Source organism: Limnohabitans sp. MMS-10A-178 (assembly GCF_003063375.1).
Taxonomy (GTDB): domain Bacteria; phylum Pseudomonadota; class Gammaproteobacteria; order Burkholderiales; family Burkholderiaceae_C; genus Limnohabitans_A.
Window position 1 is genome coordinate 754,284 of the sequence record NZ_NERY01000001.1, and the last position, 17,250, is coordinate 771,533.

Here is a 17,250-nt window from a genome sequence, read left to right on the forward strand (position 1 = left end):
GGCATGCCGCAAGCTCTTCCCACCTTCGAGGATGTTCTGGCTGCAGCAGCAAGGCTTGAAGGCGTCGCACTCAAGACGCCCGTTCTTCGGTCTCGTACTTTGGATGATCGACTGCAAGCACAGGTTTTTGTGAAGTGTGAAAACTTCCAGCGCATGGGGGCTTTTAAGTTCAGAGGCGGTTTCAATGCCTTGGCCAAATTAAGCGATTCGGAAAGACGAGCTGGTGTGGTTGCGTATTCATCGGGCAATCATGCGCAAGCAGTGGCTTTGTCGGCAAAAATCCTCCAAATCCCTGCCACCATTTTCATGCCACATGACGCTGCTCCTGCAAAGTTGGCAGCCACCCAAGGCTATGGTGCCAAGGTCATTGCTTATGACCGCTATAAAGAAGATGCCAATCTCCTTGCAACAGAGCTTTCCCTTTCTAAAGGGCTGACCTTCATCCCTCCCTTTGATCATCCCGATGTTTTGTCAGGCCAAGGCACTGCTGCGCTTGAATTGTTCAATGAAGTCGGTGCATTGGATGCGCTGTTTGTGTGCTTAGGCGGCGGCGGGCTATTGAGTGGAAGCGCACTGGCCGCGCAGGCGCTATCGCCTGGTTGCCAAATTGTGGGAGTAGAGCCAGCTGCGGGTAATGATGTACAGCAATCTTTGAGAAAAGGAGAGCGCGTCAAAATTGCAACGCCAGTGACCATTGCTGATGGCGCCCAAACGCCCATGGTGGGTGCCATCACGTTTGAGATCATCAAAGCCTTGGTGCATGACATTCACACCGTGACGGATGAACAACTTGTCCAAACCATGCGTTTTTATGCCGAACGCATGAAGATGATTGTGGAGCCAACAGGATGTCTGTCCTTGGCAGCGGCCTTTCAAGCAAGTGCTTCAATCAAAGGTCAAAAAGTGGGCGTGATCATCAGCGGTGGCAATATTGACATGGCCAGATTCTCGCAATTGATGTCGGCCTATCCTTCAGGCGATTAAGTTCGCCGCTCTAGCAGTTGGGACGCCAGCGCAACCAAAGCGTCTTTGTAGGGGCCATCTGGCAGGTATTGAGCCGCATCAACGGCGCGCTGCGCCTCAGACATGGCCGCCTTGCGGCTGGCTTCAAGGGCTCCCGTTTCGCGCACGATGGCAATGACGCTGCTCAGCTGGTCAACAGAACCTGTTTCGATGGCTTGTTGAATGAGCGCTCGTTGTTCTGCCGTCCCTTTTTGCATGGCCAAAATAAGTGGCAAGGTAGCTTTGCCTTCCCGCAAATCGTCACCGAGGTTTTTGCCCATTTCGGCGGCATTGCCCTCGTAATCCAAAACATCGTCAATGACTTGAAAAGCAGTTCCCAGGGCCTGACCATAGTTTGCGCAAGCTTCTTCCAGCTCAGGCGAAGCCTTCGCCAAGATGGCTGCCAAACGCGTGCTGGCCTCAAACAATTTGGCGGTTTTAGACCGAATGACGTGCAAATAGGCGGCTTCGTCTAAAGAGGCATCGTGCATGTTCATTAACTGTAGAACTTCACCCTCAGCAATGATATTGGTGGCATCGGCCAAAACTTGCATGATGCGCATGCTGCCAGCATCCACCATCATTTGGAAAGCTCGGGAGTAGAGGAAGTCACCCACCAAGACACTGGCTGGATTGCCAAAATTCTCATTGGCTGTTGGCCGACCTCGTCTTAAAGTCGACTCGTCCACCACGTCATCGTGCAACAAAGTTGCCGTGTGGATGAATTCGACAACGGCTGCCAAACTGTATTTGTGCGCTTCTTGGTAGCCCAGTGCGCCACTGGTCAGAAGCAAAATGACGGGTCGAAGGCGTTTGCCACCCGCAGAAATAATGTATTGGGCCACTTGCCCCACCAGCGGCACGCCAGAACTCAGACGTTTGGCAATGACTTCGTCAACCCGAGCCATGTCATTTGCCACCAAGGCCAAAGCGGAGGCTGGAGAGGCTAGATGAGGTGCGGCGGAGGTGGGCAAAATGTCTTTGGTCAACAAAATTCGTGGGCAGAACCCCCAAAAAACCTGCGTTGAAGGGTGAATTTCTGTGCGTGAGCCTGATTATAGAGAGCCAAAACGCAACTGGTATGACTCAAATATTAGAAAAAGGGGGCTTGGCAAGCCCCAAAAGACCGTGCTAAAATCCGCGGTTCCTTAGGGTTCGTCCTAGGGTTCATCCATTTCAGATATCAAAAAATATCAAAAAGGTCATTATGTACGCGGTCATAAAAACCGGCGGCAAACAGTATCGTGTTGCTGCTGGCGAAAAAATTAAAGTAGAACAGATTGCTGCGGACGTGGGCCAGGAAATCGTGATCGACCAAGTTCTGGCAGTCGGAAACGGCGCAGATCTGAAGGTTGGCACGCCCCTGGTGTCCGGCGCAACAGTTACTGTCACAGTGTTGGCACATGGCAAGCACGACAAAGTGCACATCTTCAAGATGCGCCGTCGCAAACACTATCAGAAACGTCAAGGTCACCGTCAGCAGTACACAGAACTGCAAATCGGTGCAATTGCAGGCTAAGGAGCTAGGTCATGGCACAGAAAAAAGGCGGCGGCTCTACGCGAAACGGGCGCGATTCCAAGCCCAAAATGCTCGGTGTGAAGGCTTTCGGTGGTGAACTCATCAGCGCTGGCTCCATCATTGTTCGTCAACGTGGCACCAAGTTCCATGCTGGCACCAATGTCGGCATCGGCAAAGACCACACATTGTTCGCTTTGGTTGACGGCCACGTGTCGTTCGGTATCAAGGGTGCTCTGAACAAGCAAATGGTGAATGTGACTGCTGCTTAAACAGCGTCAGCCATTGCGCAAAGAGCCCCGCCGAGTCGGGGCTTTTTTGTTCCAGTGCTCAAATTTAGAATAGTCAAGCTGGCATAGAAACCGGATCCATCATGAAATTTGTTGACGAAGCCTACATTGACATCGCCGCGGGCGATGGCGGGAACGGCTGCGTTTCGTTCCGGCACGAAAAGTACAAAGAGTTTGGTGGCCCCAATGGCGGCGATGGCGGCCGTGGTGGCCACGTGTTTGCAGTAGCCGACCCCAACCTCAATACCTTGGTCGATTTCCGCTTTTCACGCAGGCACGAAGCCAAGCGTGGCCAGCATGGCATGGGCTCCGACATGTTTGGCGCCATGGGCGACGATGTCACACTCAAAATGCCAGTGGGCACCATCATCACCGACGCCGAAACGGGCGATGTTTTGTATGAGTTGCTCAAGCCGGGCGAGGTCATCATGATTGCCAAGGGCGGTGATGGTGGCTTTGGCAACATGCGCTTCAAGAGCGCCATCAACCGTGCGCCACGCCAAAAAACACCTGGCTGGCCCGGCGAGAAAAAAGAACTCAAGCTGGAGTTGAAAGTTTTGGCCGATGTCGGCTTGCTGGGCATGCCCAATGCGGGCAAGTCCACGCTCATTGCCGCTATATCCAATGCGCGTCCCAAAATTGCTGACTACCCCTTCACCACTTTGCATCCCAATTTGGGTGTGGTGCGCGTAGGCCCCGAGCAAAGCTTTGTGGTGGCCGATGTGCCAGGGCTCATTGAAGGCGCCTCTGACGGTGCTGGTTTGGGCCATTTGTTCTTGCGCCATTTACAGCGCACCCGTTTGCTCTTGCACATCATTGACTTTGCACCCTTCGATGAAGCGGTCGATCCTGTAGCGCAAGCCAAGGCCATTGTGGGCGAACTCAAAAAATACGACAAAGCTTTGTATGACAAGCCACGCTGGTTGGTCCTCAACAAGCTTGACATGGTGCCTGCCGAAGAGCGGGAAGCCCGTGTCAAAGATTTCATCAAGCGCTTTAAATACAAAGGCCCTGTGTTTGAAATTTCCGCCCTCACGCGGGAAGGTTGCGAGCCTTTGATCAAGACCATTTTTCAACATATCAAAGCTCAGCAAGTACAAGAGCAAGAGCCGGTCTACATTGACCCTCGCTTTGTCGAAGAACCGCCGCCATGAGCCAAGCCTTCTCGTCCACTGTTCTGCGCGATGCGCGCCGCATCGTGGTCAAGGTTGGCTCCAGCTTGGTCACCAATGAAGGTCGCGGTCTAGACGAAGCCGCCATTGGTGAATGGTGCCGCCAAATGGCGCTGCTGGCCAAAGAAGGTCGCGAGGTCATCATGGTCTCCAGTGGCGCCATTGCGGAAGGTATGAAGCGTTTGGGTTGGGCCACACGGCCTCAAGAAATTCATGCCTTGCAAGCTGCGGCTGCAGTGGGGCAAATGGGTCTGGCCCAAATGTACGAAACCAAGTTGCGCGAAAACGGTTTGGGCAGTGCGCAGGTGCTGCTCACGCACGCCGACTTGGCCGACCGCGAACGCTATTTGAATGCTCGTTCTACCTTGCTCACTTTGTTGCAGCACAAGGTATTGCCCGTGATCAACGAAAACGACACGGTGGTGAATGACGAAATCAAGTTTGGCGACAACGACACCTTGGGCGCCTTGGTGGCCAATTTGGTTGAAGCCGACGCCCTGGTTATCCTCACCGATCAAAAAGGTTTGTACACCGCCGACCCACGCAAAAATCCGGAAGCTCAATTCGTGCACGAAGCGCGCGCAGGCGATCTCAGTTTAGAAGCCATGGCGGGCGGAGTGGGCTCGAGCATTGGCAGTGGTGGCATGATTACCAAGATATTGGCTGCCAAACGTGCTGCGGGCTCCGGCGCTTCTACCGTCATTGCCTGGGGCCGCGAACCCGATGCCCTCATTCGTTTGTGCAAAGGCGAAGCCATTGGCACCTTGCTTGTGGCGCAAACTCAGAAGCAGCAAGCCCGCAAGCAGTGGATGGCCGATCATTTGCAATTGCGGGGGGCGGTTACCGTCGATCCAGGCGCCGCTGCCAAAGTGCAAGCTGAAGGCAAGAGTTTGTTAGCCATTGGCATGACCCAAGTCGAGGGTGATTTTTCTCGCGGCGATGTGATTGCCATTCGAGATGTGAACGGCTTAGAAATTGCCCGTGGCTTGGCCAATTACGCCAGCGCCGAAGCCCGCCTAATTTGCCGCAAACCTTCTACCGAGTTTGAAGCTTTGCTGGGCTACATCGCTGAGTCTGAGTTCGTGCACCGCGACAACCTGATATTGACGCGTTAATCTTTCAAATCGTTTTGCGGATCGGGATCAAAACTGCCGCCTGGAGGCAGCTCCATGTGGATTTGGGTTTGCATCAAGCCAAATTGAACAGTCATGGAAACTTCGCCGCCTGTCTGACTGGGGGGTGCCGTGTTGGGGCTTTCGTTTCGAGGCCTTGACGGACCGCGATAAGACCTACCACGGTTGTCATAGCGTGGCAGGAATCTAGACAGTTCTGTGAGCGCCATTTCATAAACGCCCCGTTTGAACTCCACCACCACATCGAGTGGCACCCAGAAATCGTTCCAACGCCAAGCGTCAAACTCCGGGTGACTGGTGGCGCGCAAATTGATGTTCCAGTCAGGCTCAACCAGCTGGAGTAAATACCAGATTTGTTTTTGGCCCTTGTAATGGCCCCTAGCATCGCGCCGGATGAAACGATCAGGCACTTCGTAGCGCAACCAATCTCGGGTACGGGCCACGATGCGCACATGCTCCGGCAGGAGCCCCACTTCCTCGTGCAGTTCGCGGAACATGGCTTGTTCGGGGCTTTCACCCCGGTCAATGCCACCTTGCGGAAACTGCCAACTGTGGGTTCGGATGCGCTTGCCCCAAAACACCTGATTTTTCTGGTTGAGCAGAATGATGCCGACGTTAGGCCGAAAGCCTTCGCGGTCAAGCATAATCAAACCCCAAATTTTTAAACTGTGTCCATTATGCACGGACAGATCTGTGCAACATTAGGACTCACCCTGAGAACGCTTGGAATTGCCCATGAAAGCCAGTCAATTTTTAATTTCCACCCTCAAAGAAGCGCCCGCAGACGCCGAGGTGGTGAGCCATCAACTCATGATGCGCGCCGGCATGATCAAACGCTTGGGCGCAGGCATTTACAACTACATGCCCATGGGCCTGCGCGTCATTCGCAAGGTGGAAGCCATCGTGCGCGAAGAAATGGACCGCGCTGGCGCCATTGAGATGACCATGCCTGTGGTGCAGCCCGCTGAGCTTTGGCAAGAAACAGGTCGCTTTGAAAAGATGGGCCCTGAGCTCCTGCGCATCAAGGACCGCCATGGCCGTGACTTTGTGGTGCAGCCCACCAGCGAAGAAGTGATCACCGATGTGGCCCGCCAAGAATTGCGCAGCTACAAACAATTGCCCAAGAATTTCTACCAAATTCAAACCAAGTTCCGTGACGAGCGCCGTCCACGTTTTGGCTTGATGCGCGGCCGCGAGTTCATCATGAAAGACGCGTACAGCTTTGACCGCGACCAAGTGTCCGCCAAGCAAAGCTACAAGATCATGGCCGATGCCTATCGCAAAATCTTTGATCGCTTTGGTTTGAGCTACCGCGTAGTGGCCGCCGACAGCGGCGCCATTGGCGGCGATTTGAGCGAAGAATTCCAAGTGATCGCGGCCACCGGTGAAGACGCCATCGTGTACTGCCCCAACAGCGATTACGCAGCCAACATGGAAAAGGCCGAGGCCTTGGCGCCTACCCAAGCACGTCCCGCTGCTTCTCAAGCGCAAACCCTCACGCCCACTCCTGGCAAGAGCACTTGCGAAGATGTGGCGGCCTTGTTGAACGTGCCTTTGTCGACCACCGTCAAGTCCTTGGTCTTGGCCACTGACGACACCGACGAGCAAGGCAACATCAAGGCTTCCAAAGTGTGGCTGTTGTTGTTGCGCGGCGATCACGACATGAATGAAGTCAAAGTGGGCAAGTTGCCTGGCCTCAATGCCGGTTTCCGCTTTGCCACGCTGTCTGAAATTGAAGACCACTTTGGCTGCAAGCCAGGCTACTTGGGACCCTTGAATTTGAAGAAGCCCTTGAACGTGGTGGCCGATCGTGAAGTGGCCGTCATGGCCGATTGGATTTGCGGCGCAAATCAACCCGACCACCACATCACTGGTGTGAACTGGGGTCGTGATTTGCCTGAGCCCATGATGGTGGCCGACTTGCGCAATGTGGTAGCTGGTGATGCGTCACCCGATGGCAAAGGTCCCTTGGCCATTGAGCGCGGCATTGAAGTGGGTCAAGTGTTCTATTTAGGCACCAAGTACAGCCAAGCCATGAACGCCACATTCTTGGACGAAAACGGCAAACCTCAATTCTTGGAAATGGGTTGCTACGGCATTGGTGTGACACGCTTGCCCGCAGCTGCCATTGAGCAAAACCACGATGCCAAAGGCATCATCTGGCCTGATGCCATTGCGCCATTCACAGTGGTCATTTGCCCCATTGGCGCCGATCGCAGCCCCGATGTCAAAGCCGTATCAGAAAAGCTCTATGCCGACCTGATGGCTGCGGGTGTCGATGTGTTGCTGGACGATCGTGGCGAGCGTCCGGGAGCCATGTTTGCAGACTGGGAGCTGATTGGCGTGCCGCACCGCGTCACTTTGGGCGACCGGGGTCTGAAAGAAGGCAAGGTGGAATACCAACACCGCCGCGATGAAGCCGCCACGGCTGTTGCACCTGCCGACATAGCAGCCTTTGTTTTGGCCAAACTCGGCAAGTGAGTTTGCTTAGCTTGCTTAGTTTGCTCAGAGCCCATTGAAAGCAGGGCGTATGAATTTGCACAGACGCAAGTTTTTGCGCCAATGGGGCTTGAAAATGCTGGTTCTGCCCTGCATGCCATTGGCTTGGGCGGGCAATCAAGCTGAAGAGGCGCTGTCTGATTCAGTGCGCACGGCACTAAGCCAGGCCGTGGCGCAAAGTGGCCCTCCCGTGCCGGTTCTCCATACCGAACTAGAAAAAAATCAATTCAATGACTGGCTGGCCAAAGCTTCACTTCGCTTGAGTCAGTGGATGAAACACCCTGACGATCGACAAGAGTTTCTCCACACCCTTTGGTATGAAGCGCGTCGTGCAGGCTTGTCTTTGTCTTTGGTGTTGGGCCTGATTGAAGTTGAAAGCGCCTTTAGAAAATACGCCATCTCTAGCGCAGGCGCACGAGGCTTCATGCAGGTGATGCCATTTTGGACGCGCAGCATTGGCGATGGCAACGAAAGCACTTTGTTTCACACCCAAACGCAACTGCGCTTTGGTTGTGTCATCTTGAAGTACATGCTGGAGCGTGAAAAAGGCAATCTATTTTTGGCCCTAGGTCGTTACAACGGCAGTCGAGGACAGGCTGCTTACCCCAACGCTGTTTTGGCAGCACAAAAAAAATGGTTTCAGTCGGTGGACTGAAACCATTTTCTTTCAAGCTCCAAAGTAGAAGCTTGAGCTCTCAATCTGAGTGAGATTATTCTTTGGGTGTGGTGCCCAGCACTTGAACCAGTTCACCCGATTCGTACATTTCCATCATGATGTCAGAGCCGCCGACAAATTCACCCTTCACATACAACTGAGGAATGGTGGGCCAGTTGCTGTATTCCTTGATGCCTTGGCGAATTTCAGCGTCGTCTAGGACATTGACGGTTTTCACAGCCTTGGGGTCGACCCCGCAAGCCTTCAAAATTTGAATGGCGCGACCAGAAAAGCCGCACATGGGGAAGCTTGCGCTGCCTTTCATGAAAAGCAGTACTTCGTTTTGTTTGACCAAATCATCAATGCGGGCTTGGGTGTCGCTCATGGAAATTCCTCGTTAACTATCGATGGGGTGATTATTTCATGTTGCAAGGGCTTGTGTTGTTTAGGGTCTATTTTTGACCGCCCGAGCACCTTTCGATGCCGGCCAAGTCCAACTTAGACTGCACATGGCCGTAGCCTGCTGCCTGCAGAAGTGCCCTGACTTGAGCCGCTTGTTGCCAACCGTGTTCAATGAGCAGCCAACCGCCCTGGGCCAAGTTTTTGTGAGCGTTTACAACGATCTTTTGAATGTCTTGAAGGCCCTCTGAGCCGCTGACCAAGGCCTCTTGGGGTTCGTGCTTGAGCAAAGCCAAATGGGGGTCGTTGGCCTCAATATAGGGTGGGTTGGAGACAATCACGTCAAATTCACCCTGCACTTGGTTGAGCCAGTTGCTTTCTAGGAATGACACCCCTAAGCCTAGGTGCTTGGCGTTGTGAGAAGCCAAGCTAAGGGCTTGAGAACTGGCATCAACGGCCATCACCATGGCCGCAGGCCGCTGCGATTGGAGGGCCAGCGCAATGGCCCCGCTGCCAGTGCCTAAATCTAAAAAGCGCGGGGTGGCCAAAGAGGCGGCACAAGCCAAAGCCCATTCCACCAATACTTCGGTGTCGTCTCTGGGATCTAAAACACGTTTGTCAATTTGGAGCGTGAGGCCAAAGAACTCTTTTTGGCCCACGATATAGGCCACGGGTTCGTGCTGAAGTCTTCTTTCAGCAAAGGCCTCAAAGTTTGCAAGCTGCTCTGGCGTCACTCCATCGGTGTCGTGTGCCAGCAGCCAAGCGCGATCGTGCAGCGGTCTGCCAATGGCATGCAAAAACAAGATTTGTGCCTCTAACCGTGGCAGCCCCATGGCTTGGCCGCGGATCAAACATTGGGAGACGTTCATGGGGGTAAGCTCAGTTCCAGTTCAGCCAACTGCTCCGCTTGTCGGGCATACTGCAAAGCCTGCGTGACTTCCTCCAAATCGCCTTCCATGATGAAACTCAGCTTGTACAAGGTGAGGTTGATGCGGTGGTCGGTAAGCCGTCCTTGTGGAAAGTTGTAGGTGCGAATGCGGTCAGAGCGGTCGCCACTGCCAATCAGACCTTTGCGCAAGGCAGCATCTTTGGCGGCGCGCTCGCTCCGCTCTTTTTCTTGAATGCGGGCGGACAAAACTTGCATGGCTTTGGCTTTGTTGCGATGCTGGCTGCGATCGTCTTGACACTCCGCCACAATGCCTGTGGGAATGTGCGTGATGCGCACTGCAGAATCTGTTTTGTTAATGTGCTGGCCACCGGCACCGCTGGCGCGGTAAGTGTCGATGCGCAAGTCAGCTGGATTGATGCTTACCGCTTGGGCTTCGTCGGGTTCAGCCAATACCGCCACTGTGCAGGCACTGGTGTGTATGCGGCCTTGAGTTTCTGTGGCGGGCACGCGTTGCACGCGGTGGCCCCCTGACTCAAAGCGCATGCTGCCAAACACGTTCTCGCCTTCGATTCGAAGGACCACCTCTTTATAGCCACCCAACTCACTGGCAGACTCTGACATGATTTCAGCTCGCCAGCCTTTGCGTTCACAAAACTTGGTGTACATGCGAAGCAAGTCGCCTGCAAACAGTGCCGATTCATCACCGCCAGTGCCGGCTCGGATTTCGAGAAAAGCGGGGCGCGCGTCATCAGGATCCTTGGGTAACAACATGCGCTGTAATTCAACTTCCAGCTCATTCATTTCTTGCGAAGCGCTTTGAATTTCTTCATCGGCCATGGCTTTCATGTCGGGGTCATCCGAGCTGGTCTCGAGCATGGCATTGGCTGCGTCTAAATCGCTGCTGCGTTCTTGAAAGCGGGCATAGCGTTTGGCCACGGCACTCACGTCGGCGTGTTCGCGCGAGAGCTTCAAAAACTGATTCATATCGGACATGATGTCCTCGCGCGACAGCAAAAAGTCGAGTTCTTCTAGACGCTGTGCATAACGCTCAAGCTGATGGCGTAAAAATGGTTTCATGAATCTGAGAGAGAAAATTGAAGGGGCATTGAGCTTTTCTCAATGCAGCGCAGGCTAGGGCGAGAGTCGCTAGCGCTCTTTGCGCAAAAAGATACGTTGAACCGCGTGTGTGGCTTGAGCCACGTGTTCGGGGTCTGCTTCGCGGAGTTCGGCCATTGCGCCATGCAGCATTTTTTGGGTCAAACCGCGGGAAAGTGCTTCCAGTACTTTTTCAGGGTCCTCACCCTTGGCCAGCATTTTGCGGGCACGGGCCATTTCAGCTTCTCGCCACTCATCTGCCTGGGCATTCAATTGCTGAATGAGCGGTACGCTGCCGCGCTGAACCATCCAGTGCATGAAGCTTTGCACGCCGGCGTCAATGATGACCTCCGCTTCTGCCACCGCGGCTTGCCGATGAGCTTGACCGGTTTGAATGACGCTGGCCAAATCGTCGACGGTGTAGAGATAAACATCTTCCAAAGATTTAACTTCGGGCTCGATATCGCGAGGGACCGCCAAGTCGACCATGAACATGGGGCGGTTGCGCCGCTTTTTGAGTGCGCGTTCGACGGCCCCCAAGCCAATGAGAGGCAGTGTGCTGGCGGTGCAGCTGATGACAGCATCGAATTCATGCAAGCGATCGGGCAATTCGGACAAGCGCATGACTTCAGCGCCATATTGGGCCGCCAGCTTTTCACCACGATCCATAGTGCGGTTGGCAATGGCCATGCTGCGCGGGTTTTTGGCGGCAAAGTGAGTGACCACCAATTCAATCATTTCACCCGCACCTACAAACAGCACTTTGATTTTGCTGAGGTCTTCAAAAAGCTGACCGGCCAAGCGCACTGCCGCGGCAGACATGCTGATGGAATGAGCGCCAATTTCGGTGGTCGAGCGCACTTCCTTGGCAACTGCAAAACTTCTTTGAAACAACTGATTCAAGGTGCTGCCCAAGGCACCAGCTTCTTCGGCTGCCCTGACCGCATCTTTCAATTGACCCAGAATTTGGGCTTCACCCAAAACCATGGAGTCGAGCCCGCTGGCAACCCGAAAGGCGTGTCGCGCCACATGGCCTTCTTCAAGCAAGTAGGTGTGGGAGCGCAGTTCGTGGATGGAGACCCCACCACTTTGCGCTAGCCAATTCAAGGTGCCTTCTATGATGGGCTGATCTGCGGCACAATAAATTTCTGTGCGGTTGCAGGTGGAGAGAATGGCTGCTTCAGGTTCGCGCGCTGTTTGTGAGGCCAAATTGCCCCTGAGTTGGTGCAAAGTGGGGGGGAGTTGGTCGACGGCGAACGCAAACCGCCCGCGCAAATCGAGCGGGGCTGTTGTGTGGTTTAACCCCAATGCCCAAACTGCCATGTTTCGGATTATAAAACCTGCACCTCAGATAAGGAAATGAATGACTTGGGATGACGTTTTTTGGCATATGGTGAATTTTTCGCTGCCCGCCTTGATGGTATCTCTTGGCATCACCCTTTGGGGCTCGTTCCAATATCGGCGTCAATCTCAAATCGGGTGGCTTTGGCGCTGGTTTTTCAGTGCCATGGGCGGTTTGGCTGTCTTGGTCGGCGGTTTGGTCATCACCGGCAACGACGGGAAAATGGCCACCTACGGTGCGCTGGTGTTGATTTGCGCCACCATTGAGTGGGCTTTGCAAATGAAATTTAAGCGGCAGGGCTGAAAACATCCACTCGGTCAGTGATAATGCCGTCGGTTCCCAAGGCCAGCAAGTGCTGAGCAGCCCACTCGTCATTCACGGTGTAGCTGAGGCATCTCATTCCGGCGCCGTGAGCAGCCAACACAATTTCCGGGCTCCACAGAGCGTATTGGCAGACGATGGCGCTGCAATCCAAGCGCTTGGCAGATTCTAACCATCCCTCGGTCAGGCTGTGGAGCAATAAACCTCTGGGCAAATGGGGCGCGGCTTGTTGGGCGCCTTTGAGGGAATCAAATTGGAAGGAGGTGAGCAGAGGCGGCACTTTTTCGTGTTGCCAAAGGTGCGCAGCTTGTTGGGCCACGATTTCACCTGTTTTGAATTCAACACCCGGTGTGGGTTTGATTTCAATATTGAGGAAAAATTGGTTCCGATTGCAATATTGGGCGAGGCCGGTCAAAGTTGGCAGAGGCTCGCCGCTGTAGTGTCTTGAGTGCCAACTGCCAGCATCTAATTGTGAGAGTTGATGCCAGCTTTGTTCACCGCCAATGCCGTGGCCGTTGGTGGTTCGATTCAGTGTGGCGTCATGCATTAGAAACACCACATCGTCTGCGCTGAGTTTGGCGTCGCATTCAAACATGCGGTAGCCGTACTCGGCGCCTTTGCGGAATGCGGCAAGTGTGTTCTCGGGCGCTAAAGTGCCTGCGCCTCGATGGGCGATCCAGCGGGGGTAGTGCCAATGTTTCATCGAGTCATTTTAAGCAATGCGTTTTTGGGTCTGCGCATCAAACCAGTGCAAGCGTTCGGCGCGTGGTGTGGCGTGTAACGTGCTGCCCGGATCAGGCGCGGGCAGCGATGCGTCCAGCCGCAAGGTGAGGGTTTCTGGCCCCAAGCGGGCGTGCACCAGGCGCTCGGCGCCCAGCAGTTCCACTGTGTCCACCGTCAACGACCAGCTACCGTTTACGGGTACTGGCGTGATGTCCAGATGCTCGGGGCGAATACCCATAATTTGCCCTGTAGGCGTACCAGGAGAATGTTGGAGCAGGTTCATGGGCGGTGAGCCGATGAAACTGGCGACAAAAGTACTGGCTGGGCGGTTATAGACCTCTTCTGGCGTACCGAATTGCTCCATGTGACCGCCATTCATCACGATCATACGTTGGGCTAAGGTCATGGCTTCGACCTGATCGTGCGTCACAAAAAGGCTGGTGATACCCAACTCGCGGTGCAGCTTTTGAATCTCTAGCCGAGTCTGGGCGCGCAGCTTGGCATCTAGGTTGGACAGAGGTTCGTCGAACAAAAAAACCTGAGGCTGTCGCACGATGGCGCGGCCCATGGCCACGCGCTGGCGCTGACCACCGGAAAGCTCGCGCGGCTTGCGTTGCAGCAGCTGAGACAGCTCCAAAATCGCGGCGGCCTTGTCCACGCGTGCCTTGATTTCCTCCAGCGGTCGCTTGGCGATTTTCAGGCCATAGGCCATGTTGTCGAACACGCTCATGTGTGGGTACAACGCGTAGTTCTGAAACACCATGGCGATGTCTCGCTCAGCGGGCTCAAGGTCGTTGACCACGCGCTCACCAATCGACACGGTGCCTGCGGTGATTTCTTCAAGACCCGCCACCATGCGCAGCAGGGTGGACTTGCCACAGCCTGATGGCCCGACGATGACCACAAATTCGCCATCGTGGATGTCAGCGCTCAGATTTTGAATGACGGTATTGCCCTTAGCGCCTGTGCCATAGGTTTTTTGAAGGTGAGAGAGGGTGATTGAAGCCATCATTTTTCCGTATCAACGAGGCCCTTGACGAACCACTTTTGCATCAGAACCACCACCAAGGCGGGTGGCAGCATGGCCAAAATGGCCGTGGCCATGACCAAGTTCCATTGCACTTGCGAGTCGGGTCCAGCAGTCATGCTGCGGATGCCCATGACAATGGGGTACATGCGCTCTTCGGTGCTCATGAGCAGAGGCCATAGGTACTGGTTCCAGCCATAGATGAACTGGATCACAAACAGGGCCGCAATGCTGGTACGCGACAAAGGCAAGAGCACATCCCAAAAAAACTGCATGGGTGAGGCGCCATCCATCTTGGCTGCTTCGGCCAACTCATCGGGCACCGTCAGAAAAAATTGCCGGAACAAAAAAGTGGCTGTGGCAGAAGCAATGAGGGGGATGGTTAAGCCCGCAAAACTGTTGATCATCCCGAAGTCGGCCACCACTTGGTAGGTCGGCACAATCCGCACCTCGACCGGCAACATCAAGGTGATGAAGATGCCCCAAAACACCGCTTTGCGAAATGGAAAATTGAAGTACACGATGGCAAAAGCACTGAGCAAAGAGATGACGATCTTGCCAAATGCAATGCTTAGGGCTGTGACCAAACTGACCCACATCATCCGCGCTACTGGCACTTGGCTGGTCACACCGGGGCCTTCGCCCAACAATATGGTGCGGTAGTTTAGCCAAGCATCTTGGCCAAACCAGATTGGTATGGGCGACTGCGCCATGTCTTGTGCCGAATGGGTTGACCCGACCAAGGCGAGGTAGATGGGGAACACAATAACCATCACGCCCAAAGCCAGCAGGGCGTGAGAGATCAGATCTAAAAAGGGATGCCGTTCGACCATGTTAGTAATTCACCTTGCGTTCGACATAGCGAAATTGCAGCACCGTCAAACTGATGACGATCGCCATGAGCACCACCGACTGCGCAGCCGAACCGCCCAAATCCATGGCTTTGAAGCCGTCAAAGTAGACCTTGTAGACCAAGATGGCCGTGTCTTTACCAGGCCCTCCTTTGGTGGTGGCGTCGATGATGCCGAAAGTTTCAAAAAAGGCGTAAACCGTGTTAACCACCAACAAGAAAAAAGTGGTGGGGGTCAATAGTGGTAATTGCACGGTCCAAAACCGCTGCCAAACGCTGGCACCATCGATGGAAGCAGCTTCAACCAGTGATTTGGGAATGCTTTGAAAACCTGCCAAAAAGAACAAAAAGTTGTAGGCGATTTGCTTCCAAACCGAAGCGATCACGACCAATGTCATTGCATGGGTGCTGTTGAGCAAAATGTTCCATTCGACGCCGAATTTCTCAAGCACATAGGCCACCAAGCCCACCGAAGGCGAAAACAAAAACAACCACAGAACCCCAGCCACCACTGGCGCGACCGCATAAGGCAAGATTAGCAGGCTGCGGTACAACCAGATGCCCCGCACCACGCGGTCGGCGAAAAAGGCCAAAACCAATGACAGCGAAATCCCCAAGCCTGCCACCAACACCGAAAACAAAGCGGTGGTTTTGAACGATTCCAAATAGGTCTCATCGCGCCACAAAGCGACAAAGTTGTCCAGGCCGCTCCACTGAACCGAAGTGCCAAAAGCATCAGACTGTTGGAAAGACTGCACCAAAGCCTGACCGGCTGGCCAAAAGAAGAACGCCAAAATGATGAAGCCTTGGGGTGCAATCAGCACCCAAGGCAACCATTTGGACCGAAAAATAACTTTTTTATCGCTGCTCAAAATCATTCAAGCCAGCCGACGCGAACACCGGCTGGCTTGCCTTAAAAAAAGACCTAAAAGATCAGGACTTATTGGCTTTTTCAAACCTCTCGAGCAATTCATTGCCGCGCTTGACGATGCTGTCCAAGGCGTCTTTGGCAGACTTTTTGCCCGCCCAAACTTGTTCGAGTTCTTCGTCTTCAATGGTTCGGATTTGCACATAGTTGCCCAAACGGATGCCGCGCGATTTATCGGTTGTCTTGCGAATCATCTGGTTGACCGACACGTCAGTTCCGGGGTTTTGCTTGTAAAAGCCCGAAGCTTCTGTGATCTTGAAGGCTTCCATTGTCACAGGCAAGTAACCGGTGCGCTTGTGGTTCACCGACTGAACGACTGGGTCAGACAGGTAATTGAAGAAAGCTGCAACGCCTTTGTTCTCTTCGGCTTTCTTGCCTGCCATGGCCCAGAGGCTGGCGCCACCAATCACGGTATTCTGAGGCGCACCGGCCACATCGGGGTAATAAGGCAAGGTGCCCACGGCAAACTTGAACTTGGCGTTTTTGCTGATACCGGCATAAGCAGCCGATGAGTTGGTGTACATGGCGCACTCGCCCGACTCAAACGTGGCACCGGCTGCACCGGCGCGACCTTTGTAAACAAACAGGCCTTGTTGGGCCATGTTGCCCAAGTTTTCTATATGGCGCACATGCAAAGGCGAGTTAAGAACCAAGCGGGCGTCCATGCCTTTCATGCCGTTGCCTTTGGTGGCCAATTCGGTGTTGTGCCAAGTGGAGAAGCTCTCCAACTGGGTCCAACCTTGCCAAGCAGTCGTGAAGGGGCATTTGTGGCCGCTGGCTTTGAGTTTGGCCGCGGCCAAAGCGACCTCAGGCCATGTTTGAGGCAGCTTGTCGGTCGAAACGCCAGCTGCCTTTAGGGCATCCACGTTGAACCACATCACGGTGGTTGAGCTATTGAACGGGAAAGACATCATTTGGCCGTTGGGCGCTGTGTAGTAACCGGACACGGCGGGCACATAGGATTGGGGGTCAAATTTATAACCTGCATCGCGCATGATTTTTTCTGCCGGGACCACCACGCCTTTGGAAGCCATCATCGTGGCAGTGCCCACTTCAAACACCTGCAAAATATGTGGGGCATTGCCAGCGCGGAAGGCGGCCACGGCGGCCGTCATGGATTCGTCATAGTTGCCCTTGAAGACGGGCACAATTTTGTAATCTTTTTGCTTGCCGTTGAAATCTTTCGCAATGTCACCGATCCATTCGCCAAGTGCGCCAGACATCGAGTGCCACCACTGAATTTCAGTTTGGGCTTGCGCGCCGAAGCTTGCAAATGCGGCCACAGCGACAGTGGCGAGCGTTTTTTTGTAATTCATAAGTACTCCTTTGAGTGTTGGATCAAACATGAGCATAAGTTCATGATTTCACATCTTATTAATGTGTCATGAAGCTTTGGTGACAAACTGAGC

General features: G+C 54.0%; 19 protein-coding genes. 8 read left to right on the forward strand and 11 right to left on the reverse strand.

Going from position 1 to position 17,250, the window contains the following annotated elements; all coding sequences use genetic code 11:
• Positions 1-3: 3 nt before the first annotated feature.
• Complete coding sequence (locus B9Z32_RS03775) at positions 4-984, forward strand: threo-3-hydroxy-L-aspartate ammonia-lyase (protein ID WP_108420013.1); 981 nt, start codon at positions 4-6, stop codon at positions 982-984.
• On the opposite strand, the gene B9Z32_RS03780 is transcribed toward B9Z32_RS03775, so the two are convergent.
• Positions 981-1,910 carry a polyprenyl synthetase family protein gene (locus B9Z32_RS03780; protein WP_108420968.1) on the reverse strand — a complete coding sequence of 310 codons (930 nt, stop codon included), beginning with the start codon at positions 1,908-1,910 and terminating at the stop codon, positions 981-983. The two genes, B9Z32_RS03775 and B9Z32_RS03780, sit on opposite strands and share 4 nt — an antisense overlap.
• Before the next feature lie 299 nt (positions 1,911-2,209).
• Between B9Z32_RS03780 and rplU the strand changes: the two genes are divergently transcribed.
• From rplU to proB, 4 genes are all read left to right on the forward strand, one after another.
• On the forward strand, positions 2,210-2,521 hold the full coding sequence (rplU, locus tag B9Z32_RS03785) for a 50S ribosomal protein L21 (protein WP_108420014.1): 312 nt from the start codon (positions 2,210-2,212) through the stop codon (positions 2,519-2,521).
• 11 nt (positions 2,522-2,532) lie between these two features.
• Positions 2,533-2,790: a 50S ribosomal protein L27 gene (gene rpmA, locus B9Z32_RS03790; protein WP_090129432.1), complete on the forward strand. Its 258-nt coding sequence runs from the start codon at positions 2,533-2,535 to the stop codon at positions 2,788-2,790.
• 101 nt (positions 2,791-2,891) lie between these two features.
• Complete coding sequence (gene cgtA / locus B9Z32_RS03795; protein WP_108420015.1) at positions 2,892-3,962, forward strand: Obg family GTPase CgtA; 1,071 nt, start codon at positions 2,892-2,894, stop codon at positions 3,960-3,962.
• Positions 3,959-5,095 (forward strand): glutamate 5-kinase, encoded by a 1,137-nt coding sequence (gene proB / locus B9Z32_RS03800; protein ID WP_108420016.1) that lies wholly within the window; start codon positions 3,959-3,961, stop codon positions 5,093-5,095. The genes cgtA and proB overlap by 4 nt, the downstream gene beginning before the upstream one ends.
• On the opposite strand, the gene B9Z32_RS03805 is transcribed toward proB, so the two are convergent.
• Positions 5,092-5,757 carry an RNA pyrophosphohydrolase gene (locus B9Z32_RS03805; RefSeq protein WP_108420017.1) on the reverse strand — a complete coding sequence of 222 codons (666 nt, stop codon included), beginning with the start codon at positions 5,755-5,757 and terminating at the stop codon, positions 5,092-5,094. The genes proB and B9Z32_RS03805 overlap by 4 nt on opposite strands.
• Positions 5,758-5,848: 91 nt before the next feature.
• On the opposite strand from B9Z32_RS03805, the gene B9Z32_RS03810 reads away from it, so the two are divergent.
• Entirely contained in the window at positions 5,849-7,594 is a 1,746-nt protein-coding gene (locus tag B9Z32_RS03810; RefSeq protein WP_108420018.1) for a proline--tRNA ligase, read from the forward strand.
• Between the two features lie 49 nt (positions 7,595-7,643).
• On the forward strand, positions 7,644-8,267 hold the full coding sequence (locus B9Z32_RS03815; RefSeq protein ID WP_108420019.1) for a lytic transglycosylase domain-containing protein: 624 nt from the start codon (positions 7,644-7,646) through the stop codon (positions 8,265-8,267).
• Between the two features lie 55 nt (positions 8,268-8,322).
• On the opposite strand, the gene grxD is transcribed toward B9Z32_RS03815, so the two are convergent.
• The 4 genes from grxD to hemA all read right to left on the reverse strand — a co-directional run bounded on the left by grxD (position 8,323) and on the right by hemA (position 11,973).
• Entirely contained in the window at positions 8,323-8,652 is a 330-nt protein-coding gene (gene grxD / locus B9Z32_RS03820) for a Grx4 family monothiol glutaredoxin (protein WP_108420020.1), read from the reverse strand.
• A 67-nt stretch (positions 8,653-8,719) separates the two neighbouring features.
• Complete coding sequence (prmC, locus tag B9Z32_RS03825; protein ID WP_108420021.1) at positions 8,720-9,535, reverse strand: peptide chain release factor N(5)-glutamine methyltransferase; 816 nt, start codon at positions 9,533-9,535, stop codon at positions 8,720-8,722.
• Positions 9,532-10,632 (reverse strand): peptide chain release factor 1, encoded by a 1,101-nt coding sequence (gene prfA / locus B9Z32_RS03830; protein ID WP_108420022.1) that lies wholly within the window; start codon positions 10,630-10,632, stop codon positions 9,532-9,534. Before prfA ends, prmC begins: the two co-directional genes overlap by 4 nt.
• A 69-nt stretch (positions 10,633-10,701) precedes the next feature.
• The gene (hemA, locus tag B9Z32_RS03835) at positions 10,702-11,973 is read right to left on the reverse strand and encodes a glutamyl-tRNA reductase (RefSeq protein ID WP_108420023.1); all 1,272 of its coding nucleotides are present in this window, start codon (positions 11,971-11,973) and stop codon (positions 10,702-10,704) included.
• Between the two features lie 67 nt (positions 11,974-12,040).
• On the opposite strand from hemA, the gene B9Z32_RS03840 reads away from it, so the two are divergent.
• Entirely contained in the window at positions 12,041-12,295 is a 255-nt protein-coding gene (locus tag B9Z32_RS03840; protein ID WP_233248053.1) for a hypothetical protein, read from the forward strand.
• Here B9Z32_RS03840 and ugpQ read toward each other — a convergent pair.
• The 5 genes from ugpQ to ugpB are packed head-to-tail and all read right to left on the reverse strand — an operon-like array spanning position 12,279 to position 17,157.
• The gene (gene ugpQ / locus B9Z32_RS03845) at positions 12,279-13,016 is read right to left on the reverse strand and encodes a glycerophosphodiester phosphodiesterase (RefSeq protein WP_108420025.1); all 738 of its coding nucleotides are present in this window, start codon (positions 13,014-13,016) and stop codon (positions 12,279-12,281) included. The two genes, B9Z32_RS03840 and ugpQ, sit on opposite strands and share 17 nt — an antisense overlap.
• 9 nt (positions 13,017-13,025) lie before the next feature.
• Positions 13,026-14,045 (reverse strand): sn-glycerol-3-phosphate ABC transporter ATP-binding protein UgpC, encoded by a 1,020-nt coding sequence (gene ugpC, locus B9Z32_RS03850; RefSeq protein WP_108420969.1) that lies wholly within the window; start codon positions 14,043-14,045, stop codon positions 13,026-13,028.
• Positions 14,045-14,896 carry a sn-glycerol-3-phosphate ABC transporter permease UgpE gene (gene ugpE, locus B9Z32_RS03855; protein ID WP_108420026.1) on the reverse strand — a complete coding sequence of 284 codons (852 nt, stop codon included), beginning with the start codon at positions 14,894-14,896 and terminating at the stop codon, positions 14,045-14,047. The genes ugpC and ugpE overlap by 1 nt, the downstream gene beginning before the upstream one ends.
• 1 nt (position 14,897) lies before the next feature.
• A complete protein-coding gene (gene ugpA / locus B9Z32_RS03860; protein ID WP_108420027.1) occupies positions 14,898-15,791 on the reverse strand; it encodes a sn-glycerol-3-phosphate ABC transporter permease UgpA in 894 nt (297 codons plus the stop codon).
• A gap of 55 nt (positions 15,792-15,846) precedes the next feature.
• The gene (ugpB, locus tag B9Z32_RS03865; protein ID WP_108420028.1) at positions 15,847-17,157 is read right to left on the reverse strand and encodes a sn-glycerol-3-phosphate ABC transporter substrate-binding protein UgpB; all 1,311 of its coding nucleotides are present in this window, start codon (positions 17,155-17,157) and stop codon (positions 15,847-15,849) included.
• Positions 17,158-17,250 lie beyond the last annotated feature (93 nt).

Bases quoted from the DNA above. Each gene is read 5' to 3' on its own strand.
- B9Z32_RS03775 (WP_108420013.1), top strand. From the start codon at position 4: ATGCCGCAAGCTCTTCCCACCTTCGAGGATGTTCTGGCTGCAGCAGCA.
- B9Z32_RS03780 (WP_108420968.1), bottom strand. From the start codon at position 1,910: ATGGCTCGGGTTGACGAAGTCATTGCCAAACGTCTGAGTTCTGGCGTG.
- rplU (WP_108420014.1), top strand. From the start codon at position 2,210: ATGTACGCGGTCATAAAAACCGGCGGCAAACAGTATCGTGTTGCTGCT.
- rpmA (WP_090129432.1), top strand. From the start codon at position 2,533: ATGGCACAGAAAAAAGGCGGCGGCTCTACGCGAAACGGGCGCGATTCC.
- cgtA (WP_108420015.1), top strand. From the start codon at position 2,892: ATGAAATTTGTTGACGAAGCCTACATTGACATCGCCGCGGGCGATGGC.
- proB (WP_108420016.1), top strand. From the start codon at position 3,959: ATGAGCCAAGCCTTCTCGTCCACTGTTCTGCGCGATGCGCGCCGCATC.
- B9Z32_RS03805 (WP_108420017.1), bottom strand. From the start codon at position 5,757: ATGCTTGACCGCGAAGGCTTTCGGCCTAACGTCGGCATCATTCTGCTC.
- B9Z32_RS03810 (WP_108420018.1), top strand. From the start codon at position 5,849: ATGAAAGCCAGTCAATTTTTAATTTCCACCCTCAAAGAAGCGCCCGCA.
- B9Z32_RS03815 (WP_108420019.1), top strand. From the start codon at position 7,644: ATGAATTTGCACAGACGCAAGTTTTTGCGCCAATGGGGCTTGAAAATG.
- grxD (WP_108420020.1), bottom strand. From the start codon at position 8,652: ATGAGCGACACCCAAGCCCGCATTGATGATTTGGTCAAACAAAACGAA.
- prmC (WP_108420021.1), bottom strand. From the start codon at position 9,535: ATGAACGTCTCCCAATGTTTGATCCGCGGCCAAGCCATGGGGCTGCCA.
- prfA (WP_108420022.1), bottom strand. From the start codon at position 10,632: ATGAAACCATTTTTACGCCATCAGCTTGAGCGTTATGCACAGCGTCTA.
- hemA (WP_108420023.1), bottom strand. From the start codon at position 11,973: ATGGCAGTTTGGGCATTGGGGTTAAACCACACAACAGCCCCGCTCGAT.
- B9Z32_RS03840 (WP_233248053.1), top strand. From the start codon at position 12,041: ATGGTGAATTTTTCGCTGCCCGCCTTGATGGTATCTCTTGGCATCACC.
- ugpQ (WP_108420025.1), bottom strand. From the start codon at position 13,016: ATGAAACATTGGCACTACCCCCGCTGGATCGCCCATCGAGGCGCAGGC.
- ugpC (WP_108420969.1), bottom strand. From the start codon at position 14,045: ATGGCTTCAATCACCCTCTCTCACCTTCAAAAAACCTATGGCACAGGC.
- ugpE (WP_108420026.1), bottom strand. From the start codon at position 14,896: ATGGTCGAACGGCATCCCTTTTTAGATCTGATCTCTCACGCCCTGCTG.
- ugpA (WP_108420027.1), bottom strand. From the start codon at position 15,791: ATGATTTTGAGCAGCGATAAAAAAGTTATTTTTCGGTCCAAATGGTTG.
- ugpB (WP_108420028.1), bottom strand. From the start codon at position 17,157: ATGAATTACAAAAAAACGCTCGCCACTGTCGCTGTGGCCGCATTTGCA.